13 protein-coding genes are annotated in these 16,570 nt (G+C 61.3%); 4 read left to right on the forward strand and 9 right to left on the reverse strand.

What is annotated here, in order from left to right:
* Positions 1-138: 138 nt before the first annotated feature.
* Complete coding sequence (locus AC3IR3_RS12645; protein WP_489192566.1) at positions 139-1,536, reverse strand: class II fumarate hydratase; 1,398 nt, start codon at positions 1,534-1,536, stop codon at positions 139-141.
* A 285-nt stretch (positions 1,537-1,821) separates the two neighbouring features.
* On the opposite strand from AC3IR3_RS12645, the gene purB reads away from it, so the two are divergent.
* Positions 1,822-3,189 (forward strand): adenylosuccinate lyase, encoded by a 1,368-nt coding sequence (gene purB / locus AC3IR3_RS12650; protein WP_489192567.1) that lies wholly within the window; start codon positions 1,822-1,824, stop codon positions 3,187-3,189.
* Between the two features lie 54 nt (positions 3,190-3,243).
* On the opposite strand, the gene AC3IR3_RS12655 is transcribed toward purB, so the two are convergent.
* Both AC3IR3_RS12655 and AC3IR3_RS12660 read right to left on the reverse strand, forming a co-directional pair.
* A complete protein-coding gene (locus AC3IR3_RS12655; RefSeq protein ID WP_489192569.1) occupies positions 3,244-3,750 on the reverse strand; it encodes a DUF6496 domain-containing protein in 507 nt (168 codons plus the stop codon).
* Between the two features lie 72 nt (positions 3,751-3,822).
* Complete coding sequence (locus tag AC3IR3_RS12660) at positions 3,823-5,145, reverse strand: Nramp family divalent metal transporter (RefSeq protein ID WP_489192571.1); 1,323 nt, start codon at positions 5,143-5,145, stop codon at positions 3,823-3,825.
* Between the two features lie 164 nt (positions 5,146-5,309).
* Here AC3IR3_RS12660 and AC3IR3_RS12665 point away from each other — a divergent pair, with 164 nt between their 5' ends.
* The gene (locus AC3IR3_RS12665; protein ID WP_489192573.1) at positions 5,310-5,528 is read left to right on the forward strand and encodes a CsbD family protein; all 219 of its coding nucleotides are present in this window, start codon (positions 5,310-5,312) and stop codon (positions 5,526-5,528) included.
* A gap of 165 nt (positions 5,529-5,693) precedes the next feature.
* On the opposite strand, the gene AC3IR3_RS12670 is transcribed toward AC3IR3_RS12665, so the two are convergent.
* The 4 genes from AC3IR3_RS12670 to AC3IR3_RS12685 form a co-directional block, all read right to left on the reverse strand.
* Positions 5,694-10,877, reverse strand: coding sequence for an RHS repeat domain-containing protein (locus tag AC3IR3_RS12670; protein WP_489192575.1), 5,184 nt, complete (start codon positions 10,875-10,877; stop codon positions 5,694-5,696).
* A gap of 31 nt (positions 10,878-10,908) precedes the next feature.
* Positions 10,909-11,883, reverse strand: coding sequence for a hypothetical protein (locus tag AC3IR3_RS12675; RefSeq protein ID WP_489192577.1), 975 nt, complete (start codon positions 11,881-11,883; stop codon positions 10,909-10,911).
* A gap of 245 nt (positions 11,884-12,128) precedes the next feature.
* On the reverse strand, positions 12,129-13,340 hold the full coding sequence (locus AC3IR3_RS12680; protein WP_489192578.1) for a hypothetical protein: 1,212 nt from the start codon (positions 13,338-13,340) through the stop codon (positions 12,129-12,131).
* Between the two features lie 98 nt (positions 13,341-13,438).
* A complete protein-coding gene (locus AC3IR3_RS12685; RefSeq protein ID WP_489192580.1) occupies positions 13,439-14,029 on the reverse strand; it encodes an NADPH-dependent FMN reductase in 591 nt (196 codons plus the stop codon).
* A gap of 129 nt (positions 14,030-14,158) precedes the next feature.
* Here AC3IR3_RS12685 and AC3IR3_RS12690 point away from each other — a divergent pair, with 129 nt between their 5' ends.
* Complete coding sequence (locus tag AC3IR3_RS12690) at positions 14,159-14,311, forward strand: hypothetical protein (protein ID WP_489192582.1); 153 nt, start codon at positions 14,159-14,161, stop codon at positions 14,309-14,311.
* Positions 14,312-14,314: 3 nt separating this feature from the next.
* Here AC3IR3_RS12690 and AC3IR3_RS12695 read toward each other — a convergent pair whose 3' ends face one another.
* Positions 14,315-14,509, reverse strand: coding sequence for a hypothetical protein (locus tag AC3IR3_RS12695; protein ID WP_489192584.1), 195 nt, complete (start codon positions 14,507-14,509; stop codon positions 14,315-14,317).
* 67 nt (positions 14,510-14,576) lie between these two features.
* A complete protein-coding gene (locus AC3IR3_RS12700) occupies positions 14,577-15,476 on the reverse strand; it encodes a LysR family transcriptional regulator (protein ID WP_489192586.1) in 900 nt (299 codons plus the stop codon).
* 91 nt (positions 15,477-15,567) lie between these two features.
* Between AC3IR3_RS12700 and AC3IR3_RS12705 the strand changes: the two genes are divergently transcribed.
* Positions 15,568-16,524, forward strand: a complete 957-nt coding sequence (locus AC3IR3_RS12705; protein WP_489192588.1) for an NAD-dependent epimerase/dehydratase family protein — start codon at positions 15,568-15,570, stop codon at positions 16,522-16,524.
* The last annotated feature ends 46 nt before the right edge of the window (positions 16,525-16,570 follow it).

Consider the following 16,570-nt stretch of genomic DNA (forward strand, 5'->3'; position numbering starts at 1 on the left):
GGGTTCGAAGCCTGCGCAGGAACGACATGAGATGAAACCTACCCCTCACCGTCGCCCCTGCGCAGGCAGGGGCCCCGTGCGGTGCAATGGATTTTAGCGATACGGCCAGTTCACGCTTTCAGCGCGCCATACCCTCAATCAACCGCCACCACCGCCACCTCCATGAATCCCACCCTTCGTCAACGCCATGGGATCGAGCAACGCAGCCAGCTCACCCTTCGATAGCCCCGTCGTCTCCAGCGCCACATCCAGAATCGGCCGTTTTTCCTTATAAGCCTGCTTCGCCGTCGCCGCGCCCTTCTCATACCCGATCACCGGATTGAGCGCTGTCACCAGGATCGGATTCTTATCCAACGCCTCGCGAATATGATCCGTATTCACTTTGAATCCAGCGATCGCCTTATCCGCGAGCAACGTTGTAACGTTGGCCAGGATCTCGATCGACTGAAGCAGGTTGTACGCGATCACCGGCAGCATCACGTTCAACTGGAAATTGCCCGACTGACCGGCCACGGCGATGGTCGCGTCGTTGCCTATGACCTGCGCGGCGACCATGGCGGCGGCCTCGGGGATCACAGGGTTCACCTTGCCTGGCATGATCGACGAGCCCGGCTGCAATGCCGGCAGTTCGATCTCGCCCAGACCGGCCAGCGGACCGGAATTCATCCAGCGCAAATCGTTCGAAATCTTCATCACGGCCACGGCCAGTGCACGCAGCTGGCCCGATAGCTCGACCGGGGCATCCTGAGCGGCCATGCCTGCGAAATAATTGTCGGACGACTCGAATTTCACGCCGGTCAGTTTCGAAAGTTCGACGGCCACGGCCGGCCCGAATTTCGGATCGGCGTTGATACCCGTACCGACGGCGGTGCCCCCCTGCGGCAGGCGACGTGTACGCTTCAACGTGTCGACAATGCGTTCCGACGCGGCAGCGATCTGGGCGGACCAACCGGAAAGCTCCTGGCCGAACGTGATCGGCATGGCATCCATCAGATGCGTGCGCCCGGTCTTGGCCACCTTCTTCAATTCACGTGCGCGCTTGTCGATCGTCTTGCCGAGGTGCTTCAGCGCCGGCAGCAGTTTTTCGTGCGTCGCCAGCGTCGCGCTGACGAGAATCGCGGTGGGGATGACATCGTTGGAACTCTGGCCCGCGTTGACGTGATCGTTCGGATGAACTTTCGAACCGGCGAGTGCGGCGAGGTGCGCGATGACCTCATTGGCGTTCATGTTGGAACTGGTCCCCGACCCGGTCTGGAAGACATCGATGGGGAACTGGTTGTCGACCTCGCCCGAGGCCACCCGCTCGGCGGCGGCACGGATGGCCTTCGCCTCGCCTTTTTTCAGCTGCCCGAGCTTCACATTAGCCTCGGCGGCGGCGGCCTTGATCAGGCCCAGCGCGCGGATGAACTCGCGCGGCATAGTGAGCCCCGAGACCGGGAAATTGTCGACAGCGCGCTGGGTCTGCGCGCCATACAGGGCGCTGACAGGTACTTTCAGCTCGCCCATGCTGTCGCGTTCGGTACGGTACTTGGTCATGCGGGGGCTCCGGTTTTCGGGGGTCTTTCTATTAAGTGGCGGTGTTGGGGCTGGAGGCAAGTGGGGATGAAGCGGGGATGGGGGATGGGTAGTGGGCGCGCAGTCCCGGCGATCGCCCGAGGGGGCTGGATCCGTCCGGCGGAGGCACCGTCCGCATGGCGCTAGCCGTTCCCTCATGCGATTGCCGGAGACACGCCCCCACTACCCATCCCCCATCCCCAAAAGAGCCCGCCCCGCCTCACGCTATAATCCCCCGCTTCGTCTCACTTCACCCAGGCCCCCGCCATGTCCCACGCCACGCTGACCGCTCTTTCGCCCCTGGACGGCCGTTACGCCGCCAAGGCCGGTCCGCTTCGTCCGATCTTCAGCGAGTTCGGCCTCATGCACCGCCGCGTGCACGTCGAAATCCACTGGCTGCTGGCACTGGCGGCCCACCCGGGCATCGTCGAACTGCCCGACTTCCCGGCCGAGGCCGTGGCGCGCCTGACCGCCATCGCCGAGGGCTTCAGCGTGGACGACGGCGAACGCATCAAGGAAATCGAGGCGACGACGAATCACGACGTCAAAGCCGTCGAGTACTTCATCAAAGAGCGCATCGGCAACGAACCGGCACTCGCCCAAGCGAAGGAATTCGTCCACTTCGCGTGCACCAGCGAAGATATCAACAATCTCGCCTACTCGCTGATGCTGCGCGACGCGCGTCAGGACGTATTGCTTCCCGCCCTGGATGCGCTCATCGCCCGGTTGCGCGAACTGGCGCATACGCATGCCGGACTTTCGCTGCTTTCGCGTACGCACGGCCAGACCGCGTCGCCAAGCACGATGGGCAAGGAACTGGCCAACGTCGTCGCCCGTCTGGAGCGCCAGCGTCGCCAGTTCGTCGCCATCGACATTCCGGGCAAGATCAACGGCGCCGTCGGCAACTACAACGCGCATGTCATTTCGTATCCCGATGTCGACTGGCCGGTACTGGCGGATCGCTTCGTCACCGGTCTCGGCCTGACCTTCAATCCGTATACCACCCAGATCGAGCCGCACGACGGCATCGCGGAATTCGCGGACGTACTGCGTCGCGTGAACATCATTCTGATCGATCTCTCCCGCGACATCTGGGGTTACATCTCGCTCGGCTACTTCAAGCAAGCCCTGAAAGCAGGCGAAGTCGGTTCGTCGACGATGCCGCACAAGGTCAACCCCATCGACTTCGAGAACGCCGAAGGCAACTTCGGTCTGGCCAATGCCCTGCTCGGCCACTTCGCCGAAAAACTGCCCATCAGCCGCTGGCAGCGCGATCTCACCGACTCCACGGTGTTGCGCGCGCTGGGTACGGCCTTCGGACATACGCTGGTTGCCGTCGAGTCGCTGCAGAAAGGCCTGGGCAAGCTCAACGCGAACCCCGAGCGCATCGCGGCCGATCTTGACGCCAGTTGGGAAGTGCTGGCCGAAGCCGTGCAGACCGTCATGCGCCGTTACGGCCTGCCCGAGCCGTACGAACAGCTGAAAGCGCTCACGCGTGGCCAGGGTATTACTCGCGATTCGATGCGTGCGTTTATCACCGGGCTGGATATGCCCGCCGATGCCAGGCAGCGATTACTCGACCTGACGCCGGGTAGCTATATCGGTCTGGCCGACGTTCTGGCGAAGAACGTCTGAACGACATTGCCTGCACGGTACGACGGCGAGGGATATTTCTCGCCGTCGTACCGGTCAAGACACCTTTTTTGCGCGCGTACGTGCCGCTTTCTTCGCGGCTGCCGAACGCCCCGCCGCACCCTTCGTATGCGCGGCCTTCTTCGCTGCAGCCGAACGGCTCGCCGCCGGACGTTTCGCCGCGCTCTTGCGTGCCTGCGCCGAAAGCGCCCGCTTGGACGCGGCAGCGTGGCCTTCTTTCTTCAACGCCCTCGTCGTCGCACGCGAACGCGTCGGCGACGTCTTCGCCGCCGTGCCCGACGAACGCTTCCGCGACGCCCTGGTATCGGATGCTGCCTTCTTCTTCGTGACCGTGCTCGCGGATTTTCCCGCGCCGATCTTCACGCCGGCACGACGCGCCTTGGAAAGACCGATGGCAATGGCTTGCTTCGTCGATCGGGCGCCGTGCTTGCCCTCGCGAATATGTTCGATTTCCTCGTGAACGAATTCACCCGCCTGGGTGGACGGAGCTTTGCCCCGGCGCTTGTCCTCGCGGGCTTTGGCGATGGTTTTCTTCTCGGGCATGGCAACGTCTCCGGTGATATCCACGATGCCCGAGACTGCACGCGACTATGTGATACCTACGTCGCGATCGGGTCACGCGACACCACACACTTGCAGCACCAGCCAGAAGTTCGCGCCTGAAATCACCGCGAAGAACAGCCATGCGCAAACCGATACAGATCGCGTATTGACGAAGCTGCCCATGAGTTGTCGATCGTCCGTGCATCGAATCAGCGGATACATCGCGAACGGCAGTTGCAGGCTCAGCACCACCTGACTGGCGACGAGCAGCTGCCCCACCGCCCGGTCGCCCAATAGCATCACTCCGATGAAGGCCGGCACGATCGCCAGACCACGCGTGATCAGCCGACGCTGCCAGCAGGGAATCTTCAGACGCAGGAATCCGTCCATGATCACCTGCCCCGCGATGGTCCCGGTGAACGTCGAGCTCTGGCCCGATGCGAAGAGCCCTATCGCGAAAATCACCGCCGCCGCCGTGGTGCCCGCGATCGGTGCGAGCAGCTGGTATGCGTCGCTGATGTCGGCAACGTCCGTGCGTCCGGTCGAATGAAAGGCGGCGCCAGCCAGGATCAGGATGGCCGCGTTGATCGTCAGTGCGATCAGAAGAGACACGATCGTGTCGATGCGGGTCAACCGGATCGCCCGGCGCCGACCTGAATCGCCCGCCCCCACAACGCGCGTCTGGACGATCGACGAGTGCAGGTACAGGTTATGCGGCATGATCGTGGCGCCAAGGATTCCGATGGCCAGATACAGCGGCTCACGCGACGAAAGCGCGTGAAGCGACGGTACGAATCCCGCCGCGACATCCGGCCAGTGTGGCCGGATGAGCAGCAGTTCGACCAGGAAACAGATCGCGATCGTACCGACCAGCCCGAGGATAATTGCCTCGACGCGCCGGAATCCCCTGCCCTGCAATCCCAGGACGATAAACGTGTCCAGCGCGGTCAGCGCCACCCCGACCGGCAACGACACGCCGAACAGAAGATGGAATGCGAGCGCGCTGCCAAGTACCTCGGCCAGGTCGCAGGCGACGATCGATATTTCGGCCAGTACCCATTGCATGCGACCCACGGCCGGCGAATAGCGTTCGCTGGAAAGCCGCGCGAGATCCTTGCCGGTAGCAATACCCAGGCGCGCGGCCAGGCACTGGAGCACGATAGCCGCCAGACTGGACAACACGACAACGAACAGCAGCCGGTAACCATAGCGTGAACCCGCCTCGATATCGGTAGCCCAGTTGCCCGGATCCATATACCCCACGGCGACCAGCAGGCCGGGCCCGGCAAATCGGAAAAGCTGCTTCCAGAACGGAGCATCTGGCGACACGACGACCGAACCGGCCACCTCGGAAGGACAGAACGGCGCCGTGGCGGTCTTGGGCAAACGGAACATGGGGCGGGCTTATCCACGAAGAACGAAGACGAGCGGCTCGCTCGCGTCTCATGCTACCCAGAAATTCGCGCCGCGTGCGAACGTCGCCGCCCTAAGGTGACGGCCTCCGCACGGACACTTCACGGAAAGATTATGCGTGCGGCGCGCTAATCGCAGGATCTGCAATGCCGCAGATCGCGAGGAGAAACACGATGGACAAGAATCGTACCGAAGGCATGAAACACGAAGTAAAAGGCGCCATCAAGGAAGGTCTTGGCAAGGTAACCGGCAACACCGCCAAGCAGGTTGCCGGCAACATTGAAAAGAACGCGGGCAAGATGCAGAACGAACACGGCAAGCACGTCGATGCTGCACGCGATACAGACAAGCGTTCGCATCATTGAACGATGTTTGTCGTGAAGGCGCGTCGCTCACTGGACCAGCGGTAGCCATACGGGAGTGCTCTTGGGCGTGATTTCCTGAAGCGATAGCCGATTGTCGGCCTTCCGCTTCGCAGGAATCGCGTTTGAGAGCGCTTCTACGGCGAGCGATGCCTCATGTCATCGGCATTAAGGGGCCGTCCTCGCGATAACGTACTGCTGCAGATATTCATAGTAGTCGTTGATATTTTCTGTCTGCAGGAACCGGCGGTAACTAAGCTCCCCATCCATGAAACGTCCTTGACGTACCCCTAGCATATGTCCTTCATATTCTCCCCGAGCGTTAAAAATTACCTGGCGAGGTCCCGTGGGATGAAGATCGCCGGGACGAAGCGACAGGAGCGTTTCGCGATCGAAGCCGCTCCTGGCAAGGTCGTCGGGTGAAATCGTACGATGCAAACCGGCAGAGGCATGACGAAGCTGAATCCTTGTCGTCATGTTGTTGATGTTGATTCCTTCGGGATACTCATCGAACATACTTTGGCTTAGCAATCCGCGGTTCAACAATGATTGTCGCGCACCCGGAAAGACCGCCGCCGCATTAATGCGGTCCGCCCCCGCACGCAGATTTCCTGTGACATTGTCGAGAACGACATCCGGCATTTCATCCAGTACCGGCCCAGGTATTCGCCGCATATTCGGAAGACCACGAGGTGCCCCACCGGCATTGCGCAATCTAACCGGCAGTTCGCTAATGGCCTTATACGCGCTACGAACCTTATTCAGTCCTGCGGCAACAGCGGGTGCCGCGCCCACGACGGCCGAGCCCACGCCATAGCCCATAGACATCCAGCCCAGCACACGGCCTTCGGACGCATGTCCCGTTTCATTGAGCGCGACGGATGCGGCTCCGGTAGCCACCGACATGATGCCCACGCCAGTCGAAACCACTGCGGCGGCCTGACTGAAAGTCACAGCCGCACCGGCCCACAAGGCCGCGGCGGCGGGGGCCAACGTGCCGAATGAAAGGCCGACACCGATCGCCGTACCGATCGCGCCGATGCCGATCAGTATCCAGTCGAGCAGGCCTTCGCCACTGGGGTCGATATGGTTGACCGGATCGCCCGCGCAATAAGCGTACGCGTTGAGACCGCCCTTGCCGAACGGGCTGGCCGCATCGGGGCTATGGAAACGCATCAGCGCCGGGTTGTACACACGATAACTGCCTAGCGGATACCACCTGGTATCCCGATCCTTCAGTTCGCCCGCATAAGCCATGTCGCTATCGCCGGCGTCATCCGCCCGGTGCCCGTGCGGCCCGTAGGCTGGCGTTTTCAGCACGTCGCCCGCTTCGCTCACCACGGAGCTCTGAGCATCGTTGCCAAGCAGGATGGTCTGGCCGATCGCGTTGGCCAGACGTGTCTGCGCGAGTACCGTACCGCCGATACCATGGAAGGACGAGGACTCGTGCTCGCCGGCTTCGTGGGCAACCTGACCGCCCTGGTAGTAGCGATAGCGCGTACCGGCCGTATCGACGACCGCGCCGATCCGATCAAGCGGGTCATAACGGTAGCCGCGTCGTTCGCCGGCATGCGTCCAGCCGATCAGACGCCCCATCGCGTCGTACTCGAGCCGACGGCCTGCCTCGTCGCTCGTCAGATTTCCGGATTCGTCGTATGCCAATGTCTGGTGTTCGTCCGCGCGTGCTGACTGCTGGTGAAGGATATCGACGAGTTGAGTCGGGTCGTCTGTGTTGTAACTAAAGGTGCTGGTCTTCGTCGGCTCATTCGTCTCCGCATAAGCAGTCACAAGCGTGCGGATATTGTTCAGCGCATCGAAGGTGAAGACCTGTTCGGCGATCGTGTGCCCCGAAGAATCCTGCGGCCCATGGGTGCCCGTGCAGACATAGTGTGTCAACCGGCCGCACACATCGTAGATATAGGTTTCCCCGCGCGCCTCTTCGTCCATGCGCAAGCGGCGCGTGGCAAGCTTGTCGTCGGGCGTATAGGTCTGGGTCAGCGTCTGGACCTGCGTCGTCGCGCCGACACGCGCGGTGAGGACGCGTTCGATCTCCCGCCCGTCCTCGTCGTAACTCAGCACCGTGTCCATCGAGCGCGTACCGTCGCGGGTCTGCGTGACAAGGCGGTGTGTTCGCGAGAACGCGTCATAGGAAACCGTGACAGTCAGCGTATCGCCCTGCACCGTGGCCAGTCGACCGAGCGTGTCGTAACTCGCACGGCGAACCTCGCCGTCGACGCCGGTGTATGCGGTCGACAAGCCCAATAACGTATAGCCGTACTGGGTTTGCCGGGAGGTACCGGGATCGCCTGCATAGCGATAGGTCTCCTGGTCGACACGGCCGGACGGCAGATAGCTCACCGTCTGCGTGCCCAGCGCGTTGTTCGCCGACGTCAGCGCGCCACGTATCTTGTCGTGCACGAAGGTCGCCGTGTCGCTTGTACTGGACAGTTCCACCAGACGGTCGCCCAGATGCTTCTCGTAACGACACGTCAGCGTTTTTCCCGAGGGCAGATGGATCTGCCCGGGACTCCCCGATGCGTTATCGACATAGGCGTAACGGATGTCCCGCCGACCGGCGCGAAAGAGTGTGCGTCGCCCCAGTCCGTCGAACGCCTGTCGACCCAGGATGATGTCGGTACCTCCGAGCGACGCATGGCGAATGCGGATCGCCTCGACGATCGCTTCGTCTCTGTACGCGGCATAGTCGCGGGTGACGACTGCGCCATCCGGTAACGTCGTTTCAATCAATCGGTCGTAGACGTCGTAACGATACCGGGTGACCTTGTCCACGGTGCCGGGTGCCGACGCCGTGTCGACGATGCAGCGATCCAGTCCGTCGTAAGCATAGCGACGCGTGTTTTGCACGATCCCTTGCGCATTCAGGCGCTCGACCGTCAGCGGCTTGCCGCTCGGCGAGCTGGTGGTTCGTAGGCTGCCGCTACGCTGGCGCAAGCCTGCGGCGATGACCTCCTGCCAGCTTTCGACCGTCCGAAGGATGGGATCCTCCCGGTTGTGCGCGATGACCCCGTCGGGACCGACCGTCTCGATGCAGTTGCCCCAGCCGTCGTAGCGATAGCGTGTGGTCAGCGGCAACGTGACCGCCTTCGTCGCGATAAGTGTTTTCGCCTTACGTCGCGTCACACGCCTGGCTACCGGCACACCGACATCCGTCGTCGTTTCCGATAGCTTGCGGCCGCGGGTGTCGAACGCCATTTTCCATATCTCGTGCTCGAGGCCGTCGCCCATCCAGTCGATCGCCACCCGGCGGACTTCGCGCCCGAAGCCATCCAGTTCGGTGCGCGCATGCTGACCGGCGACGTTGGTCGTCTCCACCCAGCTCCCACCGTTCGATACCGAATAGTCCGTGGTGTTCGTGGCCGCGAAGTCCGAATCGGCCGCGACGGTTTCGAGCACCCGACGCCCCAGCGCATCATGTGCATAACGCATCAACACACCACCAGGCCCTTGTTCCAGGACGGCCTGCCCACTGAACAGCGAGCGCGCGCTGCGCGTGGTCATCCGCAGGCTGTCATGACCGTTGCTGCCGATGCGTGTGGCGGCGACGACCAGTGTGGGCAACGCCTCGTTGCGCGCATTGGTCTCGATGACCGGAGCCTCGTAGGCATATTCAGTCGCGTTTTCGACGCCACCGACCGTCGAGATGACGCGCGATAGCCGGCCGTGATGCTCGCCGCCGTCGGCCATGAAGACCGTGATCGTCTCGCTCAACAGGAGCGCGGCACCATCGGCGGCTTCTTCTTGGATCGCTTCGTAAACCGATACCAGATGCTTCGGTGCTCCATCGACGAGCGAAGGCAGCAGCTCGTAGCGATGGCGGGTCAACCGCACCGGCCCCAGCGTCCCTTCCGGCGGTCGCACCCGCTTTTCCTGCAGGCAGCGCACGAAGCCCAGCGGATCGGCCGGACAAAACCCGACGATCCCTTCCATCGGGTAGTACGTGTTGGTTTCCAGCGCACCGCGCGCATCCGTGTGCGTCAGCAGATTGCCATGCGCGTCGTACGTGCGACTTTCCACCATCACGCGGGTGTCCGGCGAACCGACCCGGGAAAGCGTCTCGATCGTTTTGACCGGCAACTGACACCACGGCGGCTGCCGATCGAACGGCCACGAGGGGTTCTCGTCGTACTCGGTCACTGTCTCGCTGATGCACCCATCCTGCGTGGTGACCTCGCGGGTCAGCAGATGAAACCGGTTGAAGGTCCGCTCGATGGTTTTCACCGCGTCGATGCCGTCCATCGCCGTTTCGGTCGAGCTGTAGAGGTAAGGGGCTCCCGCCACGGCGACGATCCGATAGAGGTTGTCCTCATCGTCCATCCAGTCGTCCAGCGCCCCGTAGCCAAAGAAATTACGGGCCGAATAGGTATACCGGGTCACCATCGTCGGCTGGCCGTGGCCGGGGTAGCGCCGGAACGTATCGACCACCGGCATGTGCGTCAGCGGCCGCTCCGCCCCGCCGGGCAATTGATGCCCGGCCAGCTTATAGAGCGCCTCTTCCCGCCCACCGGTCGGCACGGTCGTCGTCTTCAGCAGCAGCAATCCCGTGGCGGTCGACTCGTAACCGAACGCCCAGCCCTCGCCGGTCCCCTCCGGCAACGCCAGCGTCACCAGCCGATCGTTGGTCTGGTGCAGGGTGAAAACGCTGGCCTGCGGCGTGTCCGGGTGCAGGGTCACCGTGGCCCGGCCGGTTTGATAGGCCACGGCGAGCAACACCCCGGACCGGTCCGACATACTCATCAGGCGGGTGATGCCGTTTGTCGATTGCTGCTGCAACGTCACTACGTAGCCTTCCGGCGAACGGATCTCACGCAACACCGCCACGCCGTCGCTGCCCGGATCGGTTTTCAGAAACTCCGACAGGCCCGATTTGTGGGTCACCCGGTAACCGCCGGCCTCCTGGACCATATCGAACGAACGCAGCTTGCGGTCCTTGAAGGTCATCGTCCCGGCGACCAGCCTGTCCGCCTTGAACGACTCGCCGGTCGAGAGCTGCAACACCTGCCGCCGGCCGTCGTAGCGCGTCGTCGACAGCGACCAGCCACGACCGAATCCCGCGTTCGCCGGGTTCAGCGCGCTGAAGCTCAGGCCCAAACCCACCGTCGGCCCGCACAGGCCATTGGCCGCCACGCCCGGCAGGCTGATCGAGCACGAATACATCCCCGTACGGGGGTCCACCCCGGTCGTAACGCAACTCAGGAAATTGAAGGCGTTCGAGTGGATGCCGCCGGTGTCGCCCGCCAGGATCGTCTTGCGTTTGCTTCCCCCGCCAGACGGGCGCGCTTTGGCCGGCTTGGGGACTCGGGCGGGCTTGGGCACCGCGGCTTGCTTGCGCATGGGGATTCCCGTGAATCGCGACGCTCCGAATTCACTTCGTAAGAATCAATTTCAGTCGCCCTTCGGACGTAGCGTTCTCGAAACGTACTGTCAGGTTGACCGTGTTTCCGTATCCGTCCACGGCAGCGATCTTGCAAGGGCCATTTTCATGCGAGCTCTGATAAGGAATGTCACTCCTGCCAGCCAGGACCACGACCCCCATGTTCTTTCTCGCAGAAGTCAGTACGGGTCGTGCCGACGAACCCACAGGCACGACACTATCGGTGTTCCAGATCAGGTCCATGGAGTTCGGTTCGGCGTATCCCGTGTAACTCGCCCGAGACTCAGTCGAGACCTTGTCATGCCACTGAATCATGCCCTTAGGTTCCAGACTCAATTTTCTCAGCCCAGGCTCACCAGTCCCATCCTTGAAAGACAAAATATAGTGCTTCTCGAATGTCGGATTGGTTTCACCACCGGAAACGACTTCCTCCAACCATGGATAGTTATCGATCGGATAGGCGACCGGCGAAACGCTGTTAACTTTCAGAGGCGTACCGGGATACCGATCGGGATACTCGTCCCCCAGATCATCGGTGCAATCTCCACTGGAGCGATAAATCCAATGATCACTGTCACATCTTATCGAGGCACCCAAGTCCATTGGTTGTGCCGCCCCACTCCGACACGCAACATAGAAATAGAAGTACTCACGCCCTCCTTCGCGCCGTGCCACCGGCGAAACCTGCTCATCGGGATTAAATGCATATCCTTTATAGAAACGTTCGTCGCCAATATCTTCAACACCAGGACTAGCTACCCACCCGGCACTCATGCCGTGGTCGACAGGAACAGATTCTCCGGTTTTATAGTAAATAATGGCCAGACTTTTCTTCTCACTATCGGAAAGTTTTACTGTCTTCCCCGCCCCATCAGTAAAAAGAAAGACCACCTCAACCCTGATCTGCTGCAAACCGTTGATATAGACAAATTTGCTTGGCGAAGCGAGATTCGTACGAAACTCCACGCATGTCCATGCAGGACAATTGTTTCTTTTCCGGTCCCGACCAGACCCGCCATCTCGCCTCCCCCAAAACATTCCGTATAACCGCCTTAATGAACGAATCAGGGAAATCATAAGACGCATCCTCGTACAATCTGTGAGAAAAAATTACGACACCCTTCTTGATTCGCTTAGCCGTCGATCGGTCGAGCGGTCGCATTACTTCCTCTACATACAGAACCCAGACTAAACCAATAGCACCTGTGCATTTACCATTTCGAAACAACCGTAAGCCACCGAAATTCATCCTGCGCACGAAAGCCAACCACTACTTTATGACGATTACCGTATTCGTCGACAAAATACACCTTCTGCTGGATAACCTGGCCAGCCCTGTTGGCAAATGGCGCATCCCAGTAAAAATGCCAGTTCTTATTAAATTGATGATGAACATAAACAATCGACCCATACCTTGCATTCTGAACAGGAGGACTTACTAAAATAGTACTCAGCTCTTTATTGTCCAGATAGGACGGCACATATGCCCTGCTGAAATCCCATCTATTCGTACTGTATTTTTTCTGACAGATGGTAAAACTCCCTTCCCACCCACCATTGTCACCAAGGTCGACATGGACATTCAGACGCTCCTCACTCCCCTGAGGCTCCAGGCGAATAAGATCTATATGCTTAACGTTCTGATATTCCAGAGAGAAATAATAATTTGATGCATAAAAGTTCTTAACCTGGTGGTTAAGACCCACCTCTTCGACCTTAAAATCGGCCAGGCCCGGATTCAAAGGTGGCCGGCCATAGACATTCACCGAGCTATCGAAACTACCAGGCCCCCCACCCGATGCACCCGGCCGGGTCTGATATGTATACGACGACCCGTTTGGCTTAATCGACGCCGCAATACGCACGGCATTGTCACTGATATCCGTCGTTGTGATGTAAATATCAATTTCATTCTGATCCGGAACCCGGGGTCGCGGCCCGGGGCGATTGTCGTGATCGGAAAAAATAACCTCCGTCAACGATGCATCGGGGCCAACTCCAGAAATAACCGATGAGTCATATGTATACTCATTCTTTATGAAGGACGTACTCCACCCGGAAGGAAGTGGGAGCCCGGTATTGTAATTGACAAGGGTTATTGTCTTGAGCGTTTCAATGTCCAGCGGAACGTATTCTTCGGCGGCGTTGCGAGCCGATATAATGACTCGAATCCGTATCTGCTGCCGGCCGTTCGCAAACACCTTGACCGAAGGGGGCTCATTGGCACCAGCCGCCGGTGGGTACTCGATATAAAAGACGCTGGGGTGGGTCCACGTTGCCTGCTTCTCTTCGCTTATGCCAACCGCATGGGCCGCATAGTGATCCTCGGCGTGTCTGATAACCTCGCCTGACCCGTCCGCCCATTCTTCTTCGATCTTGCGGGTTTTTTTTGTCGTCGTGGTCGTGCGCTTCGTCAGTTTCACGGTACGTCCCTCGCTACTTGCCAGCCAATGACAAGTACGAGCATCCCGACATAATCACCCACCCGCAATATCACTTCAGTCGTAGGTGCACGCACCGCTTAGTACGGCGTACCTTCCGCACGCTGTCGCTTCAGGGCCCGGGCATACCACTCCAGCTCATCGAGGAAACGGCCAAGCGAGCGGCCAAGCCGCTCGTCCGTCGGCGTGCCCTGCTCGTCCAGCGCATGACCGATACGCGGAACGGGGCATGTACTGGAGATACTCGGCATGCCGAGCTCTGCGACGATCTCCCGCAGCGCGAAAGCCGCGCGCACGCCACCGAACTGGCCCGCGGAATATGAAACGATGCCCGACGGCCGCCAGAAATACTCTTCCAGGAAATGATCGAGCAGGTTCTTCAGCGCGGGCGGTATCCCGTGGTTGTATTCGGCGGTGACGATAACGAACGCATCGACGCGCCGATACAGCGTCGCGAGCGTTTCCAGCACTTCGGGTGCCTCGCCACTGGCGTATTCTTTGTACATCCGGTCCAGCAACGGCAGGCGAACCACCATGGGATCGACAAGGACCGCTTCGTGGCCTCGCGCCTCCAGTGCGTTCACCGCCATGCGCGCGGCGCGTATGCCCATCCTTTCCTGCCGGACGGAACCCAGCAATACGGCAAAGGACAACGACTTCGATTCGGTCATGGAGAATTCCCCGGACGTGACGTGCATGATACGTGACGGCAGCCATGCCTACGGCGCACTAACAAGCACCTGCCGTTTCATTGACCGATGGCCTGCAATGCTCCGACTCAACGCCGAAGGCTAGACCCTATGAACCGCACGCGCTTCCTCGCACTGATCGCGCTCATCGTCGCCATGGTGGCGATCATGGTCGTGGGAGCCATTCGCAATGGCGGCTCGTCGGGCGACGACGCGCCCGATCAGGGCGCGACGCAACATGCCACGCCTTCGCCGCAACGCTGACGATCAGGCTGCGGCGGGCGCGGGAGCATCCGCGGTCCACGTATCCGTCGCCTGCGTGGCACGCTGCACGGCCACCAGCCAGTCCACGCCGTAACGCATGACAAAGGGCGCCACCGTGCCCGGGACGAAGCCGTCCGGCCAGGGCGCTGCGACAGTCGATTCGGTATCGCCAGAAAAAACCGGTGTTGCGATGGCCAAAATCTGGCCCCCCGTGGATAGTCCCTGTTGTCTTAGTAAGCGAAAAAAGCGGCAACGTCAACGGTATCTACGTGACACCTCGTGTGTATTCCACCATGGCGGCGGCCAGGTGATCGAACATCAGTCGCGTGCGCAGACTCCGGCGAAGGTCTTCGTGCATCGTCACCCAGGTATCCATACCGATGTCGACCTGCGCCGGAAACAGCCGGACCAGGTTTGCATCCCGGCGCGCCAACGCTACCTGGCAGACACCGATGCCGTAACCCGCGCGGATCGCCGCCAGCGCGGCCAGGTCGCTGTCCGTGCGCAAGGCGAAATCGCCGCGCGAGTACGCCATGCCTTCGGGGCGAAGCGCGCGGACATAGGGCTGCTCTTCGTCGTAACCGATCAACGTATGCGCGGCCAGTTCGCCAAGGTCGCGCGGCGTGCCGTGCGTATCCAGATAGCGGCGATGCGCATGCAGGCCGAGCTTCACGGTGCCGACATGCCGCGCCACGAGTGCGTCCTGCGAGGGACGCACCATACGGATGGCGATATCGGCGTCGCGACGAAGGAGATCCTCCGTACGGTTGGATAGCGACAACTCAACCACGATGCCCGGATGACGTTCGCGGAACGGTACAAGCATCGCGGGCAGGACTTCCCCACCGATCATTTCGCTTGCTGTAATCCTGACCACGCCTTGCGGATCGGTTCGCCCTCCGGATGCGGCACGGTGAAGAGACGCCGATGCGGCCGCCATGGCCTCGGCATGCGGAAGCAGTTCGTCCGCGACGTCGGTCGGCACCAGTCCTTGCGGCGATCGCGCGAATAGCGGCACGCCCAGCACCGCTTCGAGTTCGCGGACGTGCCGGCCGAGACTCGGCTGGGTCATACCGAGCGACCGCGCCGCACCCGACAGGCTCCCCTCCCGCATCACGGCGAGAAAGGAGCGGAGCAGTTCCCAGCTGGGTTCGGTGTTGGCCATGCAAAAACGTATAGCAGCTCTTAGCCCCTAGGCAATTCTTTTTATGCGGGCCGGGACTCAGGATGGGTCCGTCTTCTCAACGGGATCGACCATGAACGCGAACGGCAAGACGGTACTGGTACTGGGTGCGACCGGAGGCGTAGGTGGCGAAGCGGCGCGCGCGCTGCTCCGGCATGGCTGGACCGTGCGGGCGTTGACCCGGACCTTCCGCGAAAACGACGGGGGCGGTATCGACTGGCGCCAGGGCGATGCGATGAATGCCGACGACGTGCGATGTGCCGCCGAAGGGGTGGCCGTCATTGTCCATGCGGTCAACCCGCCCGGCTACCGCGGCTGGAATCGTCTGGTGCTGCCGATGCTCGACCATACGATCGCCGCCGCACGTGCCGCCGGCGCGCGCATCGTCCTGCCGGGTACCGTATACAACTACGGCGATGATGCCTTTCCGGTGCTGACCGAGGCATCGCCCCAACACCCCCGCACACACAAGGGCGAGATCCGCGTCGCCATGGAGCAACGTCTCGCCGACGCGGCCCGCGATGGAACGCCCGTGCTGATCCTCCGCTGCGGCGACTTCTTCGGTCCGCGTGCAGCCAACAACTGGTTCACCCAGGGACTGGTCAAACCGGGCCAGCCTTTGCGCACGGTGACCTACCCAGGTCCGCGCCAGCTGCCCCATAGCTGGGCCTATCTGCCCGACGTCGGTGAAACGATGGCACGGCTCCTCGATCGCGAACGCGACCTGGCCATGTTCGATGCGTTCCATTTCGAAGGACACTACATAACGGGCGACGAAATGGTGGATGCGATCCGTCGCGCGGCGAACGCGCCCGATCTGCGCGTACGCGCCTTTCCCTGGCCGCTGATCGTACTGGCGTCGCCCTTTGTCGAAACGCTGCGCGAACTGCGCCCCATGCGCTACCTGTGGAAAACGCCGCTACGCCTGGATGGCCACAAGCTGCACGCGTTCCTCGGCGATGTGCCGCATACCGGCATCGACGCGGCGTTGCGCGCGACGCTGGCCACCATGGACGTCGGACTCGCGTAGGAGCGTGCACCTGCGGAAAAGAACCGGCCGCCCACGGTGGCGGCCG

Source organism: Luteibacter sp. GL_149 (assembly GCF_057834065.1).

What these genes read in the sequence shown, in the direction of transcription:
- AC3IR3_RS12645 (WP_489192566.1), bottom strand. Translation starts at nt 1,536, where the DNA reads ATGACCAAGTACCGTACCGAACGCGACAGCATGGGCGAGCTGAAAGTA.
- AC3IR3_RS12660 (WP_489192571.1), bottom strand. Translation starts at nt 5,145, where the DNA reads ATGTTCCGTTTGCCCAAGACCGCCACGGCGCCGTTCTGTCCTTCCGAG.
- AC3IR3_RS12665 (WP_489192573.1), top strand. Translation starts at nt 5,310, where the DNA reads ATGCCGCAGATCGCGAGGAGAAACACGATGGACAAGAATCGTACCGAA.
- AC3IR3_RS12690 (WP_489192582.1), top strand. Translation starts at nt 14,159, where the DNA reads ATGAACCGCACGCGCTTCCTCGCACTGATCGCGCTCATCGTCGCCATG.
- AC3IR3_RS12685 (WP_489192580.1), bottom strand. Translation starts at nt 14,029, where the DNA reads ATGACCGAATCGAAGTCGTTGTCCTTTGCCGTATTGCTGGGTTCCGTC.
- AC3IR3_RS12705 (WP_489192588.1), top strand. Translation starts at nt 15,568, where the DNA reads ATGAACGCGAACGGCAAGACGGTACTGGTACTGGGTGCGACCGGAGGC.
- AC3IR3_RS12700 (WP_489192586.1), bottom strand. Translation starts at nt 15,476, where the DNA reads ATGGCCAACACCGAACCCAGCTGGGAACTGCTCCGCTCCTTTCTCGCC.
- AC3IR3_RS12655 (WP_489192569.1), bottom strand. Translation starts at nt 3,750, where the DNA reads ATGCCCGAGAAGAAAACCATCGCCAAAGCCCGCGAGGACAAGCGCCGG.
- AC3IR3_RS12670 (WP_489192575.1), bottom strand. Translation starts at nt 10,877, where the DNA reads ATGCGCAAGCAAGCCGCGGTGCCCAAGCCCGCCCGAGTCCCCAAGCCG.
- purB (WP_489192567.1), top strand. Translation starts at nt 1,822, where the DNA reads ATGTCCCACGCCACGCTGACCGCTCTTTCGCCCCTGGACGGCCGTTAC.